Annotated in this window: 13 protein-coding genes; 8 read left to right on the forward strand and 5 right to left on the reverse strand. The window is 50.2% G+C overall.

Features of this window, described 5'->3' with window-relative positions; genetic code table 11:
• Positions 1-37: 37 nt before the first annotated feature.
• Genes lon through recD2 form a run of 3 tightly spaced genes read left to right on the forward strand, consistent with a single transcriptional unit; the run spans position 38 to position 5,511 of the window.
• Positions 38-2,392, forward strand: coding sequence for an endopeptidase La (lon, locus tag ACZ45G_RS30775; RefSeq protein ID WP_464174462.1), 2,355 nt, complete (start codon positions 38-40; stop codon positions 2,390-2,392).
• The gene (locus ACZ45G_RS30780; protein WP_464174463.1) at positions 2,389-3,195 is read left to right on the forward strand and encodes a septal ring lytic transglycosylase RlpA family protein; all 807 of its coding nucleotides are present in this window, start codon (positions 2,389-2,391) and stop codon (positions 3,193-3,195) included. The genes lon and ACZ45G_RS30780 overlap by 4 nt, the downstream gene beginning before the upstream one ends.
• A gap of 39 nt (positions 3,196-3,234) precedes the next feature.
• On the forward strand, positions 3,235-5,511 hold the full coding sequence (recD2, locus tag ACZ45G_RS30785; RefSeq protein ID WP_464174464.1) for an SF1B family DNA helicase RecD2: 2,277 nt from the start codon (positions 3,235-3,237) through the stop codon (positions 5,509-5,511).
• A gap of 30 nt (positions 5,512-5,541) precedes the next feature.
• Here recD2 and ACZ45G_RS30790 read toward each other — a convergent pair whose 3' ends face one another.
• From ACZ45G_RS30790 to ACZ45G_RS30800, 3 genes are all read right to left on the reverse strand, one after another.
• A complete protein-coding gene (locus ACZ45G_RS30790; protein ID WP_464174465.1) occupies positions 5,542-6,567 on the reverse strand; it encodes a B12-binding domain-containing radical SAM protein in 1,026 nt (341 codons plus the stop codon).
• Between the two features lie 32 nt (positions 6,568-6,599).
• Positions 6,600-7,181: a PhnA domain-containing protein gene (locus ACZ45G_RS30795; RefSeq protein ID WP_464174466.1), complete on the reverse strand. Its 582-nt coding sequence runs from the start codon at positions 7,179-7,181 to the stop codon at positions 6,600-6,602.
• A gap of 165 nt (positions 7,182-7,346) precedes the next feature.
• Entirely contained in the window at positions 7,347-7,682 is a 336-nt protein-coding gene (locus ACZ45G_RS30800) for a hypothetical protein (protein ID WP_464174468.1), read from the reverse strand.
• A 278-nt stretch (positions 7,683-7,960) separates the two neighbouring features.
• Between ACZ45G_RS30800 and ACZ45G_RS30805 the strand changes: the two genes are divergently transcribed.
• The 3 genes from ACZ45G_RS30805 (at position 7,961) to ACZ45G_RS30815 (ending at position 11,353) form a co-directional block, all read left to right on the forward strand.
• Positions 7,961-8,830: a radical SAM protein gene (locus ACZ45G_RS30805; protein WP_464174469.1), complete on the forward strand. Its 870-nt coding sequence runs from the start codon at positions 7,961-7,963 to the stop codon at positions 8,828-8,830.
• Positions 8,831-8,877: 47 nt separating this feature from the next.
• The gene (tkt, locus tag ACZ45G_RS30810; protein ID WP_464174470.1) at positions 8,878-10,887 is read left to right on the forward strand and encodes a transketolase; all 2,010 of its coding nucleotides are present in this window, start codon (positions 8,878-8,880) and stop codon (positions 10,885-10,887) included.
• A 70-nt stretch (positions 10,888-10,957) separates the two neighbouring features.
• The gene (locus ACZ45G_RS30815) at positions 10,958-11,353 is read left to right on the forward strand and encodes a secondary thiamine-phosphate synthase enzyme YjbQ (protein WP_464174472.1); all 396 of its coding nucleotides are present in this window, start codon (positions 10,958-10,960) and stop codon (positions 11,351-11,353) included.
• A gap of 18 nt (positions 11,354-11,371) precedes the next feature.
• Here the strand turns inward: ACZ45G_RS30815 and ACZ45G_RS30820 are convergent, their stop codons facing one another.
• A complete protein-coding gene (locus ACZ45G_RS30820) occupies positions 11,372-12,103 on the reverse strand; it encodes an RluA family pseudouridine synthase (protein ID WP_464174473.1) in 732 nt (243 codons plus the stop codon).
• 233 nt (positions 12,104-12,336) lie between these two features.
• On the opposite strand from ACZ45G_RS30820, the gene fdhD reads away from it, so the two are divergent.
• A complete protein-coding gene (gene fdhD / locus ACZ45G_RS30825; RefSeq protein WP_464174474.1) occupies positions 12,337-13,137 on the forward strand; it encodes a formate dehydrogenase accessory sulfurtransferase FdhD in 801 nt (266 codons plus the stop codon).
• A gap of 92 nt (positions 13,138-13,229) precedes the next feature.
• Complete coding sequence (locus ACZ45G_RS30830) at positions 13,230-13,730, forward strand: ferritin-like domain-containing protein (protein ID WP_464174475.1); 501 nt, start codon at positions 13,230-13,232, stop codon at positions 13,728-13,730.
• Here ACZ45G_RS30830 and ACZ45G_RS30835 read toward each other — a convergent pair.
• Positions 13,727-15,496, reverse strand: coding sequence for a SulP family inorganic anion transporter (locus ACZ45G_RS30835; protein WP_464174476.1), 1,770 nt, complete (start codon positions 15,494-15,496; stop codon positions 13,727-13,729). The genes ACZ45G_RS30830 and ACZ45G_RS30835 overlap by 4 nt on opposite strands.
• Between the last annotated feature and the right edge of the window lie 12 nt (positions 15,497-15,508).

Here is a 15,508-nt window from a genome sequence, read left to right on the forward strand (position 1 = left end):
AGGTTTTATTTAAGCCAATCTTCCAAGAGGAATCAGAATGGATGAACTGAGACATCCCTCAGCCAACATAACAACCGACAGCATCCCCAAAAAAATTCCGATCCTACCCATAGTCGACACCAATTTGTTTCCCAAGATGGTGCTGCCCCTGGTGTTGATTCAAAAGGAGGCCATTGAGCTGATTGATGAAGCCATGGCCGGGAACCGGATGCTGGGCCTTTTATTATCAAAACGGTCTGATCTGGACTCAAAACACAGGACAGACGATCTCCACCGCATCGGCACCGTGGCCATGATTTTAAGAATGTCCAAGATGGAGGATGAGAAGGCCCAGCTGCTCATCCAGGGACTGGATCGGTTCAAGGCGGTCAAATTTCTCCCGGGCAAGCAATATATGCAGGCGGAAATTGAGGTCATGGAAAACAGAAATGCCGATCGGAACAAAGAGAACCGGGCGCTCATGGCCAATATTGTGGAACAATATGAAAAAATTGTTGCCCTTTCACCGGGTCTGCCCTCGGAGATGGGACATATGATCAAGTCCCTCCAGGAGCCCAATGTACTTGCAGACATGGTGGCCTCCACCATCAATGCGCCGGTAATGGAGAAACAAAAGGTCATTGAGCTGCTGGATGTCAACCTCCGCCTGAAAAAGGTGACCCGCCTGGTCAATGATCAGCTTGAAATCCTTGAGATGGGATCCAAGATCCAAAACCAGGTCAAAGAAGACATGGACAAACGCCAGCGGGAATATTACCTTCGCCATCAGCTCAAAGCCATCCGAGAAGAACTGGGAGAAACCGAGGATGAACGAATTGAACTTCGGGAATATAAGGCCCTGATCGAAGAAAAGAACCTGCCCGGGGAATCCCTAAAAGAGGCGGAACGCGAGCTGCATCGCCTGTCCCGCATGCAACCTTCTTCCTCTGAATATGTGGTGGCTACCACCTACCTGGACTGGCTAACCTCTTTGCCCTGGCATGAAAAATCCCGGGACCGGCTAGACATTTCCGAAGCGAGACGGGTCTTGAACCAGGACCATTATGGTCTTAAAAACCCGAAGAAACGCATCCTGGAGTATTTGGCTGTCCGGAAATTAAAAAAAGATTCCAAGGGACCTATTCTCTGTTTTTCAGGCCCCCCTGGAACGGGGAAAACCTCTTTGGGCCGGTCCATTGCCAAGGCCCTGGGCCGGGAATTTGTCCGGATCGCCCTGGGCGGCGTCCGGGACGAAGCGGAAATTCGAGGCCATAGAAGAACCTATGTGGGAGCCCTTCCCGGGCGAATTATCCAGAGATTGAGACAGGCGGGCACGAATAATCCCGTCTTTATGCTGGACGAGATTGACAAGGTGAGTTCCTCCTACCACGGAGACCCCTCCTCAGCCCTCCTGGAAGTTCTGGATCCGGAACAAAATTTTTCCTTTACCGATCATTATCTGGATGTGCCCTTTGACCTGTCAGATGTCATGTTCCTCACCACGGCCAATGTTCTCCACACCATTCCGGCCCCCCTGCGGGATAGAATGGAGGTGCTGGAACTCAACGGGTACACCGAAGATGAAAAACTTAAAATTGCCACCCGGTATTTAATCCCCCGGCAGCGGGAGGCCAACGGGCTTTTGACCCACCAGATACGGTTTACCCCGGGGGCTGTTAAAAAGATTATTTCCGGTTATACCCGGGAGGCAGGGTTGCGAAACCTGGAACGAAAAATCGGGGCGATCTGCCGGGGGGTGGCTGCCAAGATTGCCGAGGAAGAAGCGAGTGCCCTGGTGATCCGCCAGGATACGATTAAAGAATATTTGGGTCCGGTTCAAAATATGCCGGACCTTGCCTTGAGGATCAAGAGTCCCGGGGTGGTTGTCGGACTTGCCTGGACTCCTTTCGGCGGAGAAATCCTTTTTGTTGAGGCGGTTGCCATGCGCGGAAACAAGGGGCTTACCCTTACCGGTCAGCTGGGGGATGTGATGAAGGAATCCGCCAGCACCGCCCTAAGCTTTATCCGGGCCAATTGTGAAAAATTAAAGGTGGATGAGACATTTTTTGAAAATCATGATATCCATATCCATGTGCCCGAAGGCTCCATTCCCAAGGATGGTCCTTCAGCAGGTGTTACCATGCTCACCGCCCTGGTTTCTTTGATTTGTGGCAAACGGGTACGCCCCAGGCTTGCCATGACCGGTGAGATCACCCTGAGGGGTGAGGTGCTGCCCGTGGGCGGGGTAAAGGAAAAAGTGATTGCAGCCCACAGGGCCGGGATAAAAAACCTTATTTTACCCCTGTGGAATAAAAAAGACATGGAAGATGTGCCTGCCCATATAAAGGACAATATGGACGTCTTCTTCACCGATAAAATGGAAGATGTATTAAAAAAAGCATTGGATATATGACAAAAAAACAATTCCCCCTGTCCCCCATTGAAGTTGGCGTGTTCCTGCTCATTTTTTCCCTGATCCTTACCTTTGGATGTTCCAAACGACTGGACGCCCCCTATGATTACGGAAAGAATCAGCCGGTAAAATCCTCGGGAAGCAGCAAGTCTCCTGCCACCCAGAGACCCTATACCATAAAAGGCAAACAGTATACCCCCATGGCCAGTGCCCATGGGTATGTGGAACAAGGGGTTGCTTCCTGGTATGGGAAAAAATTTCACGGCAGAAAAACCTCCAATGGTGAAACCTATAATATGTATGCCCTGACCGCCGCCCACAAGACCCTTCCCATGGGAACCTGGGTAAAGGTCTACAATCGTGACACCCACCAGGAAATTATCGTGCGCGTCAATGACAGGGGGCCTTTTGTCAGGGGTCGAATCATTGACATGTCCTATACCGGTGCCAAAAAATTGGGGATGGTGGGGCCGGGCACGGCCCGGGTAGTGGTAACGGCCCTTGGAAAGGCAACCGCTTATTCCAAGAAAACCAAGGAGCCGATCACCTTTAAACCCCTTGATTATTGGCAGGGCAATTTCACCGTCCAGGTGGGGGCGTTTAAGGTAAAAACCAATGCGGAAACCTATCGCAAAAAATTAGCCGCTACCTATCTGAATGCCCATATCATCCCCTATGAGGATGACCGGGGTCAGTTTTACCGGGTCAGAATCGGCAAGTTTGCCAAGCTGACAGAGGCGAACCAATTCAGCGAACGTCTCATGACCGAAGGGTTTGAACGAGCCTATGCCGTTGCAGAGTAAAGGACAAAAAAGGGAAGATTATCTGTTTGAAGCGGCTCGTTGGATCAACCCCCACCTGAAGCCTTCATGATTACCGTCAAAGGGGTTTTATCCCACCTCACCTTTCAAAATCCGGAAAATCATTATACTGTCTGTAAAATCCGGGTGGACGGTATCCATGATCCCATTACCGTGGTCGGCCATCTGGCCGGGGTGGCCCCAGGCGAAAGCCTGAGTCTTACCGGCCGCTGGATATCCCATCCTAAATACGGGGATCAGTTCGAAGCAGCCACCTACCAGGTAACCCTGCCGGCAAGCCTCGCCGGGATCAGGCGTTATCTTGGGTCCGGCATGATACAAGGTATCAGCAAGGGGCTTGCCACTAAAATTGTGGACGCCTTTAAGGAGCAGACCCTGGAAATCATTGAAAATCAACCGGACAAACTTTTAACCATCCATGGCATTGGCAAGGCCAAACAGGGGCTTATCGAAAAGGCCTGGAACCGTCATCACTCGGTGCGGCGGGTCATGCAGTTTCTCCAGGACAATCAGGTGGGGGCTCTGCATGCCGGACCTATTTTAAAAACCTATGGGACCGAGGCCCTGAACGTTCTTACGAAAGATCCCTATCTCATTGCAAAGGATCTTCCGGGGTTTGGTTTCCAGACTGCTGATATCATTGCCCAGGGGCTTGGCATTGAACGGGAGGATAAGAAAAGGCTTGCGGCCTGTCTGATCTGCCAATTGCTTATCGAGGAACAGGAGGGCCATGTCTATGCCCGGAAATCATTTCTCTTTGCTTCTTGCTCCCGGATGGGAGGGGTGGGCAGGGAGTTGTTTGAAGCCCCTCTTACGGCGTTGACAATTTCAAAAGAGGTGGTGGTTGAAGTGCCCAATATAGTTCCCGATGCAGTTCCCAATGGCGAGATCGATGAAAAATCTTTTCCCGACAAAAACGCCACCCAGGATTCGGATCAAGCGCCGGAACCCAATGAAGCGGATAGGACAAAGGTATATCTGGCCAGGCTTTTCAGGGCAGAAAGTCGGATCGCCTCCCGGATCAAAGCCCTTTTAACCTTGAAGGTGATTGATTACAACATCAGTGAAGCCCAGATCGTGGAAGAGGTATTGACAAGCCTTGCCGTCAAGTTGTCCCAGGAGCAGCTGGATGTGGTTACCCAGATATTGCAGCAGAAGATTGCCGTCATCACCGGGGGACCGGGCACCGGGAAAACCACCCTGGTCCGGGCCCTTTGCACGGTATTTCGAAAACTGAACCTGACCGTGGTCCTGGCCGCTCCCACGGGCCGGGCTGCCCGGCGTCTGTCCGAGGTGACCGGGAAAAAAGCCTTTACCCTGCACAAGCTTCTGGGATTTGACCATGAGAGCCAAAGTTTTGATAGAAATTTTACCAATCCCCTGGACCTGGATGTTTTTGTGGTGGATGAGGCGTCCATGGTGGATACCCTTCTCATGTATCACCTGGTGGAAGCCATGCCGGCCATGGCCTGTCTCATCCTTGTGGGAGATACCTTTCAACTGCCGTCTGTGGGGCCGGGAAATGTGCTGTCCGACATTATTGCCTCGGAACGGGTCCGGGTTTTCTCTTTGACCAAAATTTTCCGCCAGGCCAAGGAAAGCCCCATTGTCATGCATGCCCACAGTCTTCGCAATGGGAAGATGCCTGATTTTAAGGCGGCAACCCCGGACAAGTCTGAATTTTATTTTATTGAAAATCAGACCCCCCAAAAGGTGGTAGAGACCATATTGGAACTGTGTTCAAAAAGGATTCCGGCAGCCTTTCCCCACATCGACGAAATCCAGGTTCTCACCCCCATGCACAAGGGTGAGGCCGGCACCATCAACCTGAACCAGCGGCTCCAGGCTGTTCTCAATGATGCCAAGGAGGGCATTGAGAACCGGGGACTTGTCTTTAAACCTGGGGACAAGGTGATGCATTTGAAAAATAATTATGAAAAAGATGTGTTTAACGGGGATATCGGTCTGGTACACGAAATCAGCCGTTCCGAGGGCCGCGTGCTGGTGGACTATGACGGCCGCATTGTCTCCTATGACCTTCTGGAACTGGACGAGCTGACCCTGGCCTATACCATCTCGGTTCATAAATCCCAAGGGTCTGAATACGCCGCAGTTATCATTGCGCTTACAACAGCCCATTTTCCCATGCTCCAGCGAAATTTATTGTATACCGCCATGACCCGGGGCAAACACCTGGTCATCATTGTGGGGGCGAGCCGGGCCCTTGAAATTGCCTTTCAAAACAACAAAACATCCCTGCGCCTGTCCGGGCTTAAAAAAAAGTTAATGGCCTCCTAGGCAAGACCGAAAAGTCCTTTTCCTCCTCTCTTAGATCACCTGTGTTCTAAGGCGGTGAAAAATTTCTTCAAAGGACTCATCCCCCTCCCGTATTTTTTGGGCCTGGCGTTCAACAAAATCAAAGGTGAGCCCATTGTCCATGTCAGAGAGTCGCTGATAATATCCCAGGCGTCGGCCCAGGGTAAAATTAATCTGATCTTTGGGGTCAAGGCCCAGAAATCGGTCCAGAACAGCCAGGAGTCTGGCCTTATCCCGGGGCAATTGTCCCCTGACCTCAAGGAGCAGGTCCACACTGTGATGGTTGGCATAATGGCTTTCAATCCCTTCCAAATTTTCAAGGAGCAGCCGCTGTTCTTTGATGATTTCAGCTTCCGAGGGCAGGGTGAAGCGACCCTCCGCCATTTGCAGGCCAAGATCGGAATCAGATTTCACCCCAATGGTCAGCAATCGGATATCATCGGGGTTTATTTCATTGAGAACCCTTGCGGTTTCAATGGCATGCTCCTCGGTCAGTTCCCTTCCCCCCAGCCCCAGGATAATGAACTGGGTCATTTCCATGCCGGCCTCTTTTGCCATGTGGGCGGAGTGAATAATGGTTTCTGGAGTAATCCCCTTTTTGACATTTTTTAAAACCTGGGCAGAGCCGGACTCCATACCGCAATAAAGTTTGTTCAACCCGGCCGCCCGAATCGCCCGCATGTCAGCCGGATTTTTTTTGGCCATGGTTTGGGCTCGGCCGTAACTTGAGATTCGTTTGAGCGACGGAAAGGCCTTTCTCAGGGATTCCAGCACCGCAACCAAGTCCTTTGTTCCCATGACAAAACTGTCCCCGTCCTGAAGAAAACAGGTTTCAAAGGGATGACCGTTAAAATAATTCTTGGCGGCCAGAATATCTTGTTTAATATCAGCAACCGATCTTAAGGAAAATGTCATCCCCTTGTACAGGGTGCAAAAGGAGCAACGGTTCCAGGGACAGCCCCGGGTGGTACGGATTAAAAGGCTGTCTGCTTCATCCACCGGCCGTATGGGGCCCATTTCAAAGGGAGTGTCTGTCATGGTCTTTCCATATCTCGTTTATCTTATTAATCTTATTTTGATTTTTTAACAAACTTGGTTAAAATGACGATTTGCTGGCCCTTCACACGGCCCTCAATCTGCTCATGGTTACCGGTCACCAGGGAAATTCCCCGGACAGCAGTCCCCCGTTTTGCCGTAAAAGAGGTTCCTTTTACATCTAAATCCTTGATCACGGTGATGGTGTCACCAGCGGCAAGTTCAACCCCATTGCAATCCACATACTTGAGTGTCGGGTCAGCGGCTTCCCCTTCACCCGTGGCCTGGGCCCAGGCCAGGGTTTTTTCGTCCAGGTAGAGCATGTCCAGCAGGTCCTGGGGCCACCCTTCGCCTTTCAGTCGGGTGAGCAGTCGCCATGCCATCACCTGGACGCCAGGTACCTGGCTCCACATGCTGTCGTTGAGGCAGCGCCAGTGAGGAACCTCCATTTTTTTTGGGTCCTCAATTTGTTCATGACAGGTTTCACAAACAAGAATGCTATCATCGGCACTTTTTGTTGACCTGGGCGGAACTTCATACACTCCCAAGCCTTCAGCCATACCGCATAATTCACATTTAGATTCGCTTCGTTCGTATAATAGTGTTTCAATATCCATTGTTTTCCTCAGAATCGGACAGATTTAATTCCGATATTTTTTTATTACACCATAAATGGCTTTCACTCCCAATGACAAATAGGGCTCAAATATAATCCCTGGGAAAAGAAGTCAACGCATTTTGATTAAGGGCTTACAGGGACGGTTGATAAAGCAATCACTTTATTATTTTTTGGGATCTTTGTATAAAACGTTTAAAATATCGTTACCCATATCCGGCAGCTCATCATTGCCTTCATCAATAACTTTGTAAATGGTATTCATTGTTTCAATAACCCCTCTTTCCCTATCAATTGAGCAGATATAAGATGAGATCATGTGCCATCCAGGTTTATATCTACCTGCTGAATCTTCAATAACCGTACCACTGAACTTCAGAGGTCCAGGATCAAGCAAGGCGTTGGGGAAAGTCGCTAAAAAATGTTCCTCGAACCCTTCTAAATCTGGTAACGTCAGGTGATGAAGTTGCCAGTTCCTGATTAATCCACCATCTTGTTTCATGTTAATTAATCCTGTCATTGAGGATTACGGACATGGATTGACCCGATATCTTACAATTTTTTTCCAGCATTGGTACATAATGCCATAATCGCATATCTTTATCAAATGCTATATCAACTGCACCGGACCTTGATCCTTCCCTGATGTTTTAGAGATCCGAAGGGTTGCTCAAAAAGGGGCAACTTGCAACCTTGCTTCCGCCTTAAAATGAATCAAGATATTGAATTTTCAACCAATACCTGTTAAAAGTAGGTTTTGACTTTTTAGGGGATTGCCAAATGCACTACGAAGGAATGATCATCCGCCCGCCCAGCGAGGCAAACAGTATTTTACTGCAGGTCACCCTGGGCTGTTCCCATAATAAATGCACCTTCTGCGGTACCTTCCGGCAAAAACGATTCAACATCAAAAAAGATGAGATTATTTTTAAGGATATTGAATTTGCCAGGCAAAATTGCCGTCACCAGAATCGTGTGTTTCTCTGCGACGGGGATGTCATGATCATCCCCCAGCGGCGACTGGTTCCTATTCTTGAAAGAATTAAAGAGCGCCTGCCCTGGGTGGAAAGGGTCGGACTCTACGCCAATACCAAGGGGATTGGCATGAAAACCGATGAACAACTTGAAGAATTAAAAGCCCTTGGGGTGGACATTGCTTACATGGGACTTGAGTCCGGGGATGACACCGTGCTCAAGGATGTTTGCAAGGGGGCCAATGCGGAGAAAATGATTAAAATGGGCCGACGGGTCAAAGCCGCAGGGATCAAATTGTCGGTGACCGTTTTGGTCGGCCTGGGGGGGAGAGTGAGATCCATGATACATGCCCGGGAAACCGGAAGGGTGTTGTCGGCCATGGATCCAGATTTTGTAGGGGCATTGAGCCTGATGCTCGTTCCCGGAACCGAACTCAACGACCAATATGAACGAGGGGATTTTGTCCTCATCAACCCGGAAGAGATGCTGGCCGAGCTGGGGCAGATGATTGCTGCCACCCATTTGACCGACGGGCTTTTCCATGCAAACCATGCGTCTAATTATTTGCCCATCCGGGCCAGGTTGCCCCGGGACAAAGAACAAACACTTGAATTGATATCACAGGCCCTTAAAGGAAATATACGCTTAAAGCCCGAATCCATGAGAGCCTTGTAACACCCAAATTAAGTAACACCCAAATTAAACAACAGGAGAAAATTAAGATGGCAGAAGCCAGAGAAAACATTGACCAATTAACCGTCAGCACCATTAGAACCCTTTGCATGGACACTGTTCAGCGTGCAAATTCAGGCCACCCGGGTGCTCCCATGGGGCTAGCGCCTGCGGCCTATGTGCTGTTCAAACGATTTTTGAAACAGAATCCCAAAAATCCCTCCTGGATTGATAGAGACCGGTTTGTATTGTCCGGGGGGCATGCCTCTTCCCTGCTGTACAGCCTTTTATATTTATTCGGGTATGGGCTGGAACTTGAGGATTTGAAAAATTTCAGACAGTGGGAATCCAGAACACCGGGGCATCCCGAATACGGGCACACCCCCGGGGTTGAAACCACCACAGGCCCCCTGGGTCAGGGGGTTGCCAATGCCGTGGGCATGGCCATTGCCGAACGTCATCTGGCAGCAAGGTTTAATGAGGAGGACGGGGAGTTGATCGACCACCACACCTATGCCATGTGCGGTGACGGGGATCTCATGGAAGGCGTGACCATGGAAGCGGTTTCCCTTGCCGGTCACCTGGGCCTTGGACGGTTGATCCTGATTTATGATGACAACGCCATCACCATTGAAGGTGCCACTGATATTGCCTTTACGGAAAATGTCCGGACAAAATTTGAGGCCATGAACTGGCATGTGGTTGAAGTGGCAGACGGCAATGATCTGGAAGCGATTCAAAAAGCCATCCAGGCGGGTAAGGATGACGTGGCACGGCCCACCCTGGTCAAGGTTTCCACCCATATTGCCTATGGCAGCCCCAACAAGCAGGACACCTCGGATGCCCACGGTTCCCCCCTGGGAGACGAAGAGATCCGCCTGGTCAAAGAATTTTACGGGGTTCCTTCGGACAAAACATTTTATGTGCCCGAAGCGGTATTGGAAAACTGTAGAAAAGCCATTCACTTTGGCCAGGGGTTTGAAGATTCCTGGCAGGAAATTTTTGACGGGTATAAAACGAATTACCCTGAAAAGGCAGGCCACTTTGTGGATGCCGTTTCCGGATTTTTGACCCAGGGATGGGATCTGAACATCCCGGTATTTAAAGTCGAGGACGGCCCCATCGCCACCCGGGCAGCATCTGGACAGGTCTTAAATGCCATTGCCGATGCCTTGCCCGTGCTCATGGGCGGATCTGCCGATCTTGCCCCCTCCAACAAGACCTATCTTAACAATGCCTCTGTTTTTCAACGAGATGCCTGGGAGGGTAGAAATATCCGGTTTGGTGTGCGGGAGCATGCCATGGGCGCCATCATGTCCGGTATGTATCTGCATTCAGGAATCCGGCCCTATGGCGGAACATTCCTGGTCTTTGCCGATTATATGCGGGGCGCTATCCGGGTGGCAAGTTTGATGAGATTGCCCCTTATCTATGTATTTACCCATGACTCGATTGCCGTGGGGGAAGATGGTCCCACCCACCAGCCCGTGGAACAGCTGGCATCCCTGCGAGCGATTCCGGGCCTTACCGTGATCCGGCCGGCAGATGCCAATGAAACTGCCCTTGCCTGGAAGCTGGCCCTGGTCACCATGAATTCTCCCACCGCCTTGATCCTGAGCCGCCAGAAACTGCCCATCCTGGATGTATCCCACAAGGACGGAGAGTTAAACCATGGCGCTTATGTCGTCAAAGATACGGGCAAACAAGCAGATCTGCTGCTGCTGGCATCGGGATCTGAGGTGCATATCTGTGTGGAAGCGGCCCGGATTCTGGACGAAGAATATAATATTACGGCCTCTGTTATCTCCATGCCTTCCTGGGAATTGTTTGATCGGGCACCGGCCCCTTACAGGGAAAGAATTCTGCCTTCCAATGTGACAAAAAGATTGGCCGTTGAAGCCGGAGTCAGTATGGGATGGCACAAATATGTGGGAATGAACGGTGAGATCATCGGTATTGACCGATATGGTGCCTCGGCACCCGGTGGAACTGTGCTCAAAAAGTATGGGTTCTCCCCTGAAAATATCGTAAATGCTGCCAGAGTTCTTGTAAGAGAATAGCCAGTGCTTTAATCTGCCGTGGGACGGAACCCTTTTGTTCCTCCCACGGTTTTCCCATAAGGATCGGCGAATGCAAATTTCTGTAAAAACCAATGCCAGAACTCAGATGGTCGACATCACCGCCCAGGTGCGTCGCGTGGTTGAAGAATCCAAGATCCAAAACGGCCTGGTCCATGTCTGCTCCCTGCACACAACCGCTGCAATCACCATCAATGAAAATGCCGATCCTGCCGTTGAAAAGGACATCTTAAACACCATCAACCGTGTGATCCCCTGGGATGATCATTTTAAGCACATGGAAGGCAATTCCGCCGCCCATATTAAGGTCAGCCTATTTGGCCCTTCGGAGATGATTCCCCTTGAAAATGGGTCCCTGGTCCTGGGCACCTGGCAGGGAATTTTTTTTTGTGAATTTGACGGCCCGAGAAACCGGCGGGTCAATGTGAAAATTATGGCCGATTCCTAGGTCTCACTGACCTTGTTTTCACCGGTCTTGTGCCCGATCCTGTTCCAATAGGGCGTTCATTTCCAAGGGAACCATATCCGAGGTGATCGAAACCTGTGAAGATTCGTCCTGGAATGAAAGTTGGAAGGCATGGAGGCCCAGGCGGTGGTAATTACAGCGTTCCTTTAAAAACTGGATGGACCGCTGGGATCCGTAGCGGCTGTCCCCTGTGACGGGGTGTCCTGCAAGTTTTGCGTGGCGGCGTATCTGGTGCTTGCGCCCGGTTAGAAGTTCAATTTCCAAAAGTGCATAGTGGGGGCTGTGTTCCAGAAGCGTGTATCGGGTCATGGCCGTTACTTTTTTTCCTTTGCCTGCGGGGTTGTTTCTGCCCCCGGCCTCCTTTGACAAAGGGGTGTCCCAGAGAGAGGTTGTTTCAGCGTTCATATCAAAGGTTCCATGGACCAGGGCCAGATATTTTTTTTTGACCTCACCCTGGGCAAACATTGCGGACAAACGGGTCAGCACCTCGGATTCCGTGGCCAGCAACAGCAGGCCACTGGTGTCCTTGTCCAGTCGGTGGACCGGCTGAAGCAGGTTTTTTTTTGGATCATTGTGGGGAAACTGGGCACCCAGAATGGACACAATATCGTTGCCCGGCTCATTGTGAACACTTATTCCGGCAGGCTTTTCAATACAAAGCCACCCCGTTCCCCTGGCTGCGATATGAATTTTTCCCATTGGTTTGATTGTTTTTTCCTTTTTATTCGCCATAGAAAAACCATCCTACTTGATTCGACAAAAAACGTCAAAAGCTATTAAGAATACTGCCCTGTGTAAAACAAGTATCAGGGCAATTGAAAGTAAATAAAATTTTGGTACCGGGCTAGGTTATTGCAAACGGCTTCAATGGGTGGTAAATTGAATCTTCATCAAAGATCCGGCAAACGAGGATCCGGCAAACGAGGATCCGGCAAACGAGGATCAGACAAACGAGGGAAATACGAGTGAGCACCGAGACACCACTGGGAGAGATGATCCCTTATACCATTACCCGGTATAAACGAGAGCAGATGTTTGAGGAAGAAACGGTTGTGGCAGTGGAAATTCCTTTGACCTTTGTGGTCAATGGCCATGAAGTTGCCACTCTCATGTGCACTCCCTCCCATTTAAAAGCGTATACCTATGGATTCCTCTTTACTTCAGGATTCATTAAAGAAGCAGATGATATTCTTGCCTATGAATGCGACGAAAAAAAATGGCGGGTGGACGTCCGGGTAAAAAACTTTGTTGATCCCGAGTTGCTCGGCCAGCGGGTTTATACCTCCGGGTGCGGCAAAGGGGTGATGTACACCTCCATGATGGAGCTTTCCGCCCGGCACCCCATTGACAGTCAGGTTCGGATTGACGGGGAAAAGATTATTGCGGCCATGCACTGGCTCCAGAATTGTTCTAACCTTCACAACCATACTGGTGGGGTCCATTCCGCAGCCATCAGTGTGAAGGGTGCCATCCCCCAATTTCACATTGATGATATTGGACGCCACAATGCCGTGGACAAACTCATCGGCACCCTGCTCATGGCTAAGGCAGATACCAGGGAGCTTGTGCTGCTCAGCACGGGCAGGATCTCTTCGGAAATTTTGCACAAGGCAAGGCGGCTTTCCATTCCCGTTCTGGCATCCCGGGGGGCACCCACCCACCAGAGTGTTTTGCTGGCCGAGGAAATGGGCATTACTATTACAGGCTTTATCCGGCGAACCAATTTTGCTGTATTCACTCATCCTGAAAGGATTGTTACCCCATGAGACTACTCTTTTCTGATGATCGGGAAGATGGTTTTTCTTAAATCTGGCGGATCCCCAAAGTTTTCGGGAATCGCTGTAATATCGGAGGAAATATGGATTCTCAAGACATTTTTAAAAGTGCGCTTACCTATGAAAAAAAAATCCGAGATCTCTACCTGTCTGCTGTGGACACCATTGATGATCCCAGGGGAAAAGACCTTTTTAAGGACCTGGCGGCTGATGAACAATCCCATGTGGAGTTTTTAGAATACAGCCTGGATCGGTTGGCCTCGGCCAGGGAAATTGATCGTAAAGCACCGGCACCCGCCCTTTCTTTAGCCGTTGATGAGGATGTCAGCCGTATGAAGGAAAAAATTCCAGAACATATGCTGGGGGATATCAAGCGGGTCTTGAATGCGGCCCTGGTCCTGGAAGTTGAAACCAGCCAATTTTATAAAAAAGCCTGTGATAATTCCACGGGTCAGGTGAAAGAAATCCTTAAAAAATTCTATGAAATTGAGCAGGGTCACGTGGAATTGGTTCAGATTCAACTGGATCATGCTTCGGGGAGCGGATATTGGTTTAATTCCATGGAAATAGACATGGAAGATTAATCACGGGGACATTCGCTAAAAATTTTATAGGGACAGGAATCGCAGACAGCGGGATCCAGTTTTGAAACGATGTGGGATATGGCGATCTGTTTTGATTGGAAAATATTTTCCCCATGGAGCTCACGGAGATACCCACCGGTTTCTAGAAAATTGAGCACTTCCCGGCTCAGGCGGCACAGATACAGATCTTTGTTCAGGGACCGTCGTCTTTGTGCTTCCTGAACCAGCATCATAGAACCTGAGACATCGATATAGCTGATCCCGGGTCCCACAATGAGAAGATCCTTTGGTGCGTCACTGTCAATTTCTTCAAAAATTTCCGAAACATGATTGGCAGCGCCGAAAAACAGGGACCCGTCGATGCGGATAATTTTTAACTGGGGGCATTCGGGAAGCTCACCTGCGGCGATATCCTTCATGCGGCGCCGGGGCCCACTGGGGTCCGGGACAAGCGATTGTATCCTAGGATGTGACATTCGGGTCAGATATATGGCCAGGGAAAGAAGAATGCCGGTGTAAATAGCAAAATCAAGATCAAACAACAGTGTCCCCAAAAAAGTCACGGCAAGAACCAGAGATTCGGATCGGCTGCTTTTTAGAATTTCCCGGATGTGGCGAACATCAATCAATTTGAATGCCACAACCAGGATAATAGCCCCCATTGCTGACAAGGGCAGCCAGGCCGTCAGCGGAGCAATGAGCAAGACGATTGCCGTTAAAAAAAATGCTGAAAAAATACTGGATAGGGGGGTCACTGCCCCGGATTCGTAATTAACGCCGGATCGGGTGAAGGAACCGGAACTGGCATATCCTGAAAAAAAACAGCCGATGATATTTGAAAGTCCCTGTCCGATAAACTCCTGGTTTCCATCAATGTGCTGTTTTGACTGTACGGTGATGGCCCTTGCAATGGATGAGGCTTCAATGAGTCCCAGAAGTGCGATGGCCAGTGCCCCAGGACCCAGCATTCGAATGGTGTCAAGGGTCAGGTCCGGCATTGAAAGCGGGGGCAAACGGCCGGGCAGGGAGCCCAGAACTCTGATCCCATGGTCGCTGCCCTGGATGAAAAAAGCGAACAGGCTGCCGACAATCAATGCAATTAAGAAGCTTGGCCAGCGGGACCGGTACGCTTTTAATCCCACACCACAGACCAGTGTGACCAGGGCGACCGATAGCTCGTATCCATTGATCTGGCCATAGGATTTAAGAATGATCGCCCAGCTGGCAAGCAGGGAAGATCCATTGGGGATATGTATCCCCAGTGCATATTTCATCTGGCCGGTGGCAATGAGAACGGCAGCGCCGGCAGTGAACCCGACAATGACGGAATGGGAAACAAAATTGAGAACCGTGCCGAGCCTGGCAAGGCCGAAGGCCAGTTGGAAAATACCGGCAAGAAAAGTTAATGTCAGCACCAGGGTAATGTAATTGGCAGAGCCGGGTTCCACAAGGGGGCTGAGAGTTGCAAAGACAATAATGGAAAGGGCTGTGGTCGGCCCGCTGATCAGATGGCGGGAAGATCCGAAAAGAGCGGCAATAATGGGGGGGACAATGGCGGTGTAAAGACCGTATTCAGCGGGCAGTCCCGCAATCATTGCAAAGGAAACGCCCTGGGGCAGGACAATGAAGGCACCTGTCAGGCCCGCCCCAAGATCTGCACGCAGGGATATCCTGTTGACGAGGGGGAACCATTTTAAAAACGGGAACAGTTTCGTCTGCCAAGGAACTTTACGAACCGGCGGCGCTGGCGGAAGCACAGATTTCATGATCAGAAAATC

It is taken from the genome of Desulfoconvexum algidum (assembly GCF_055382125.1).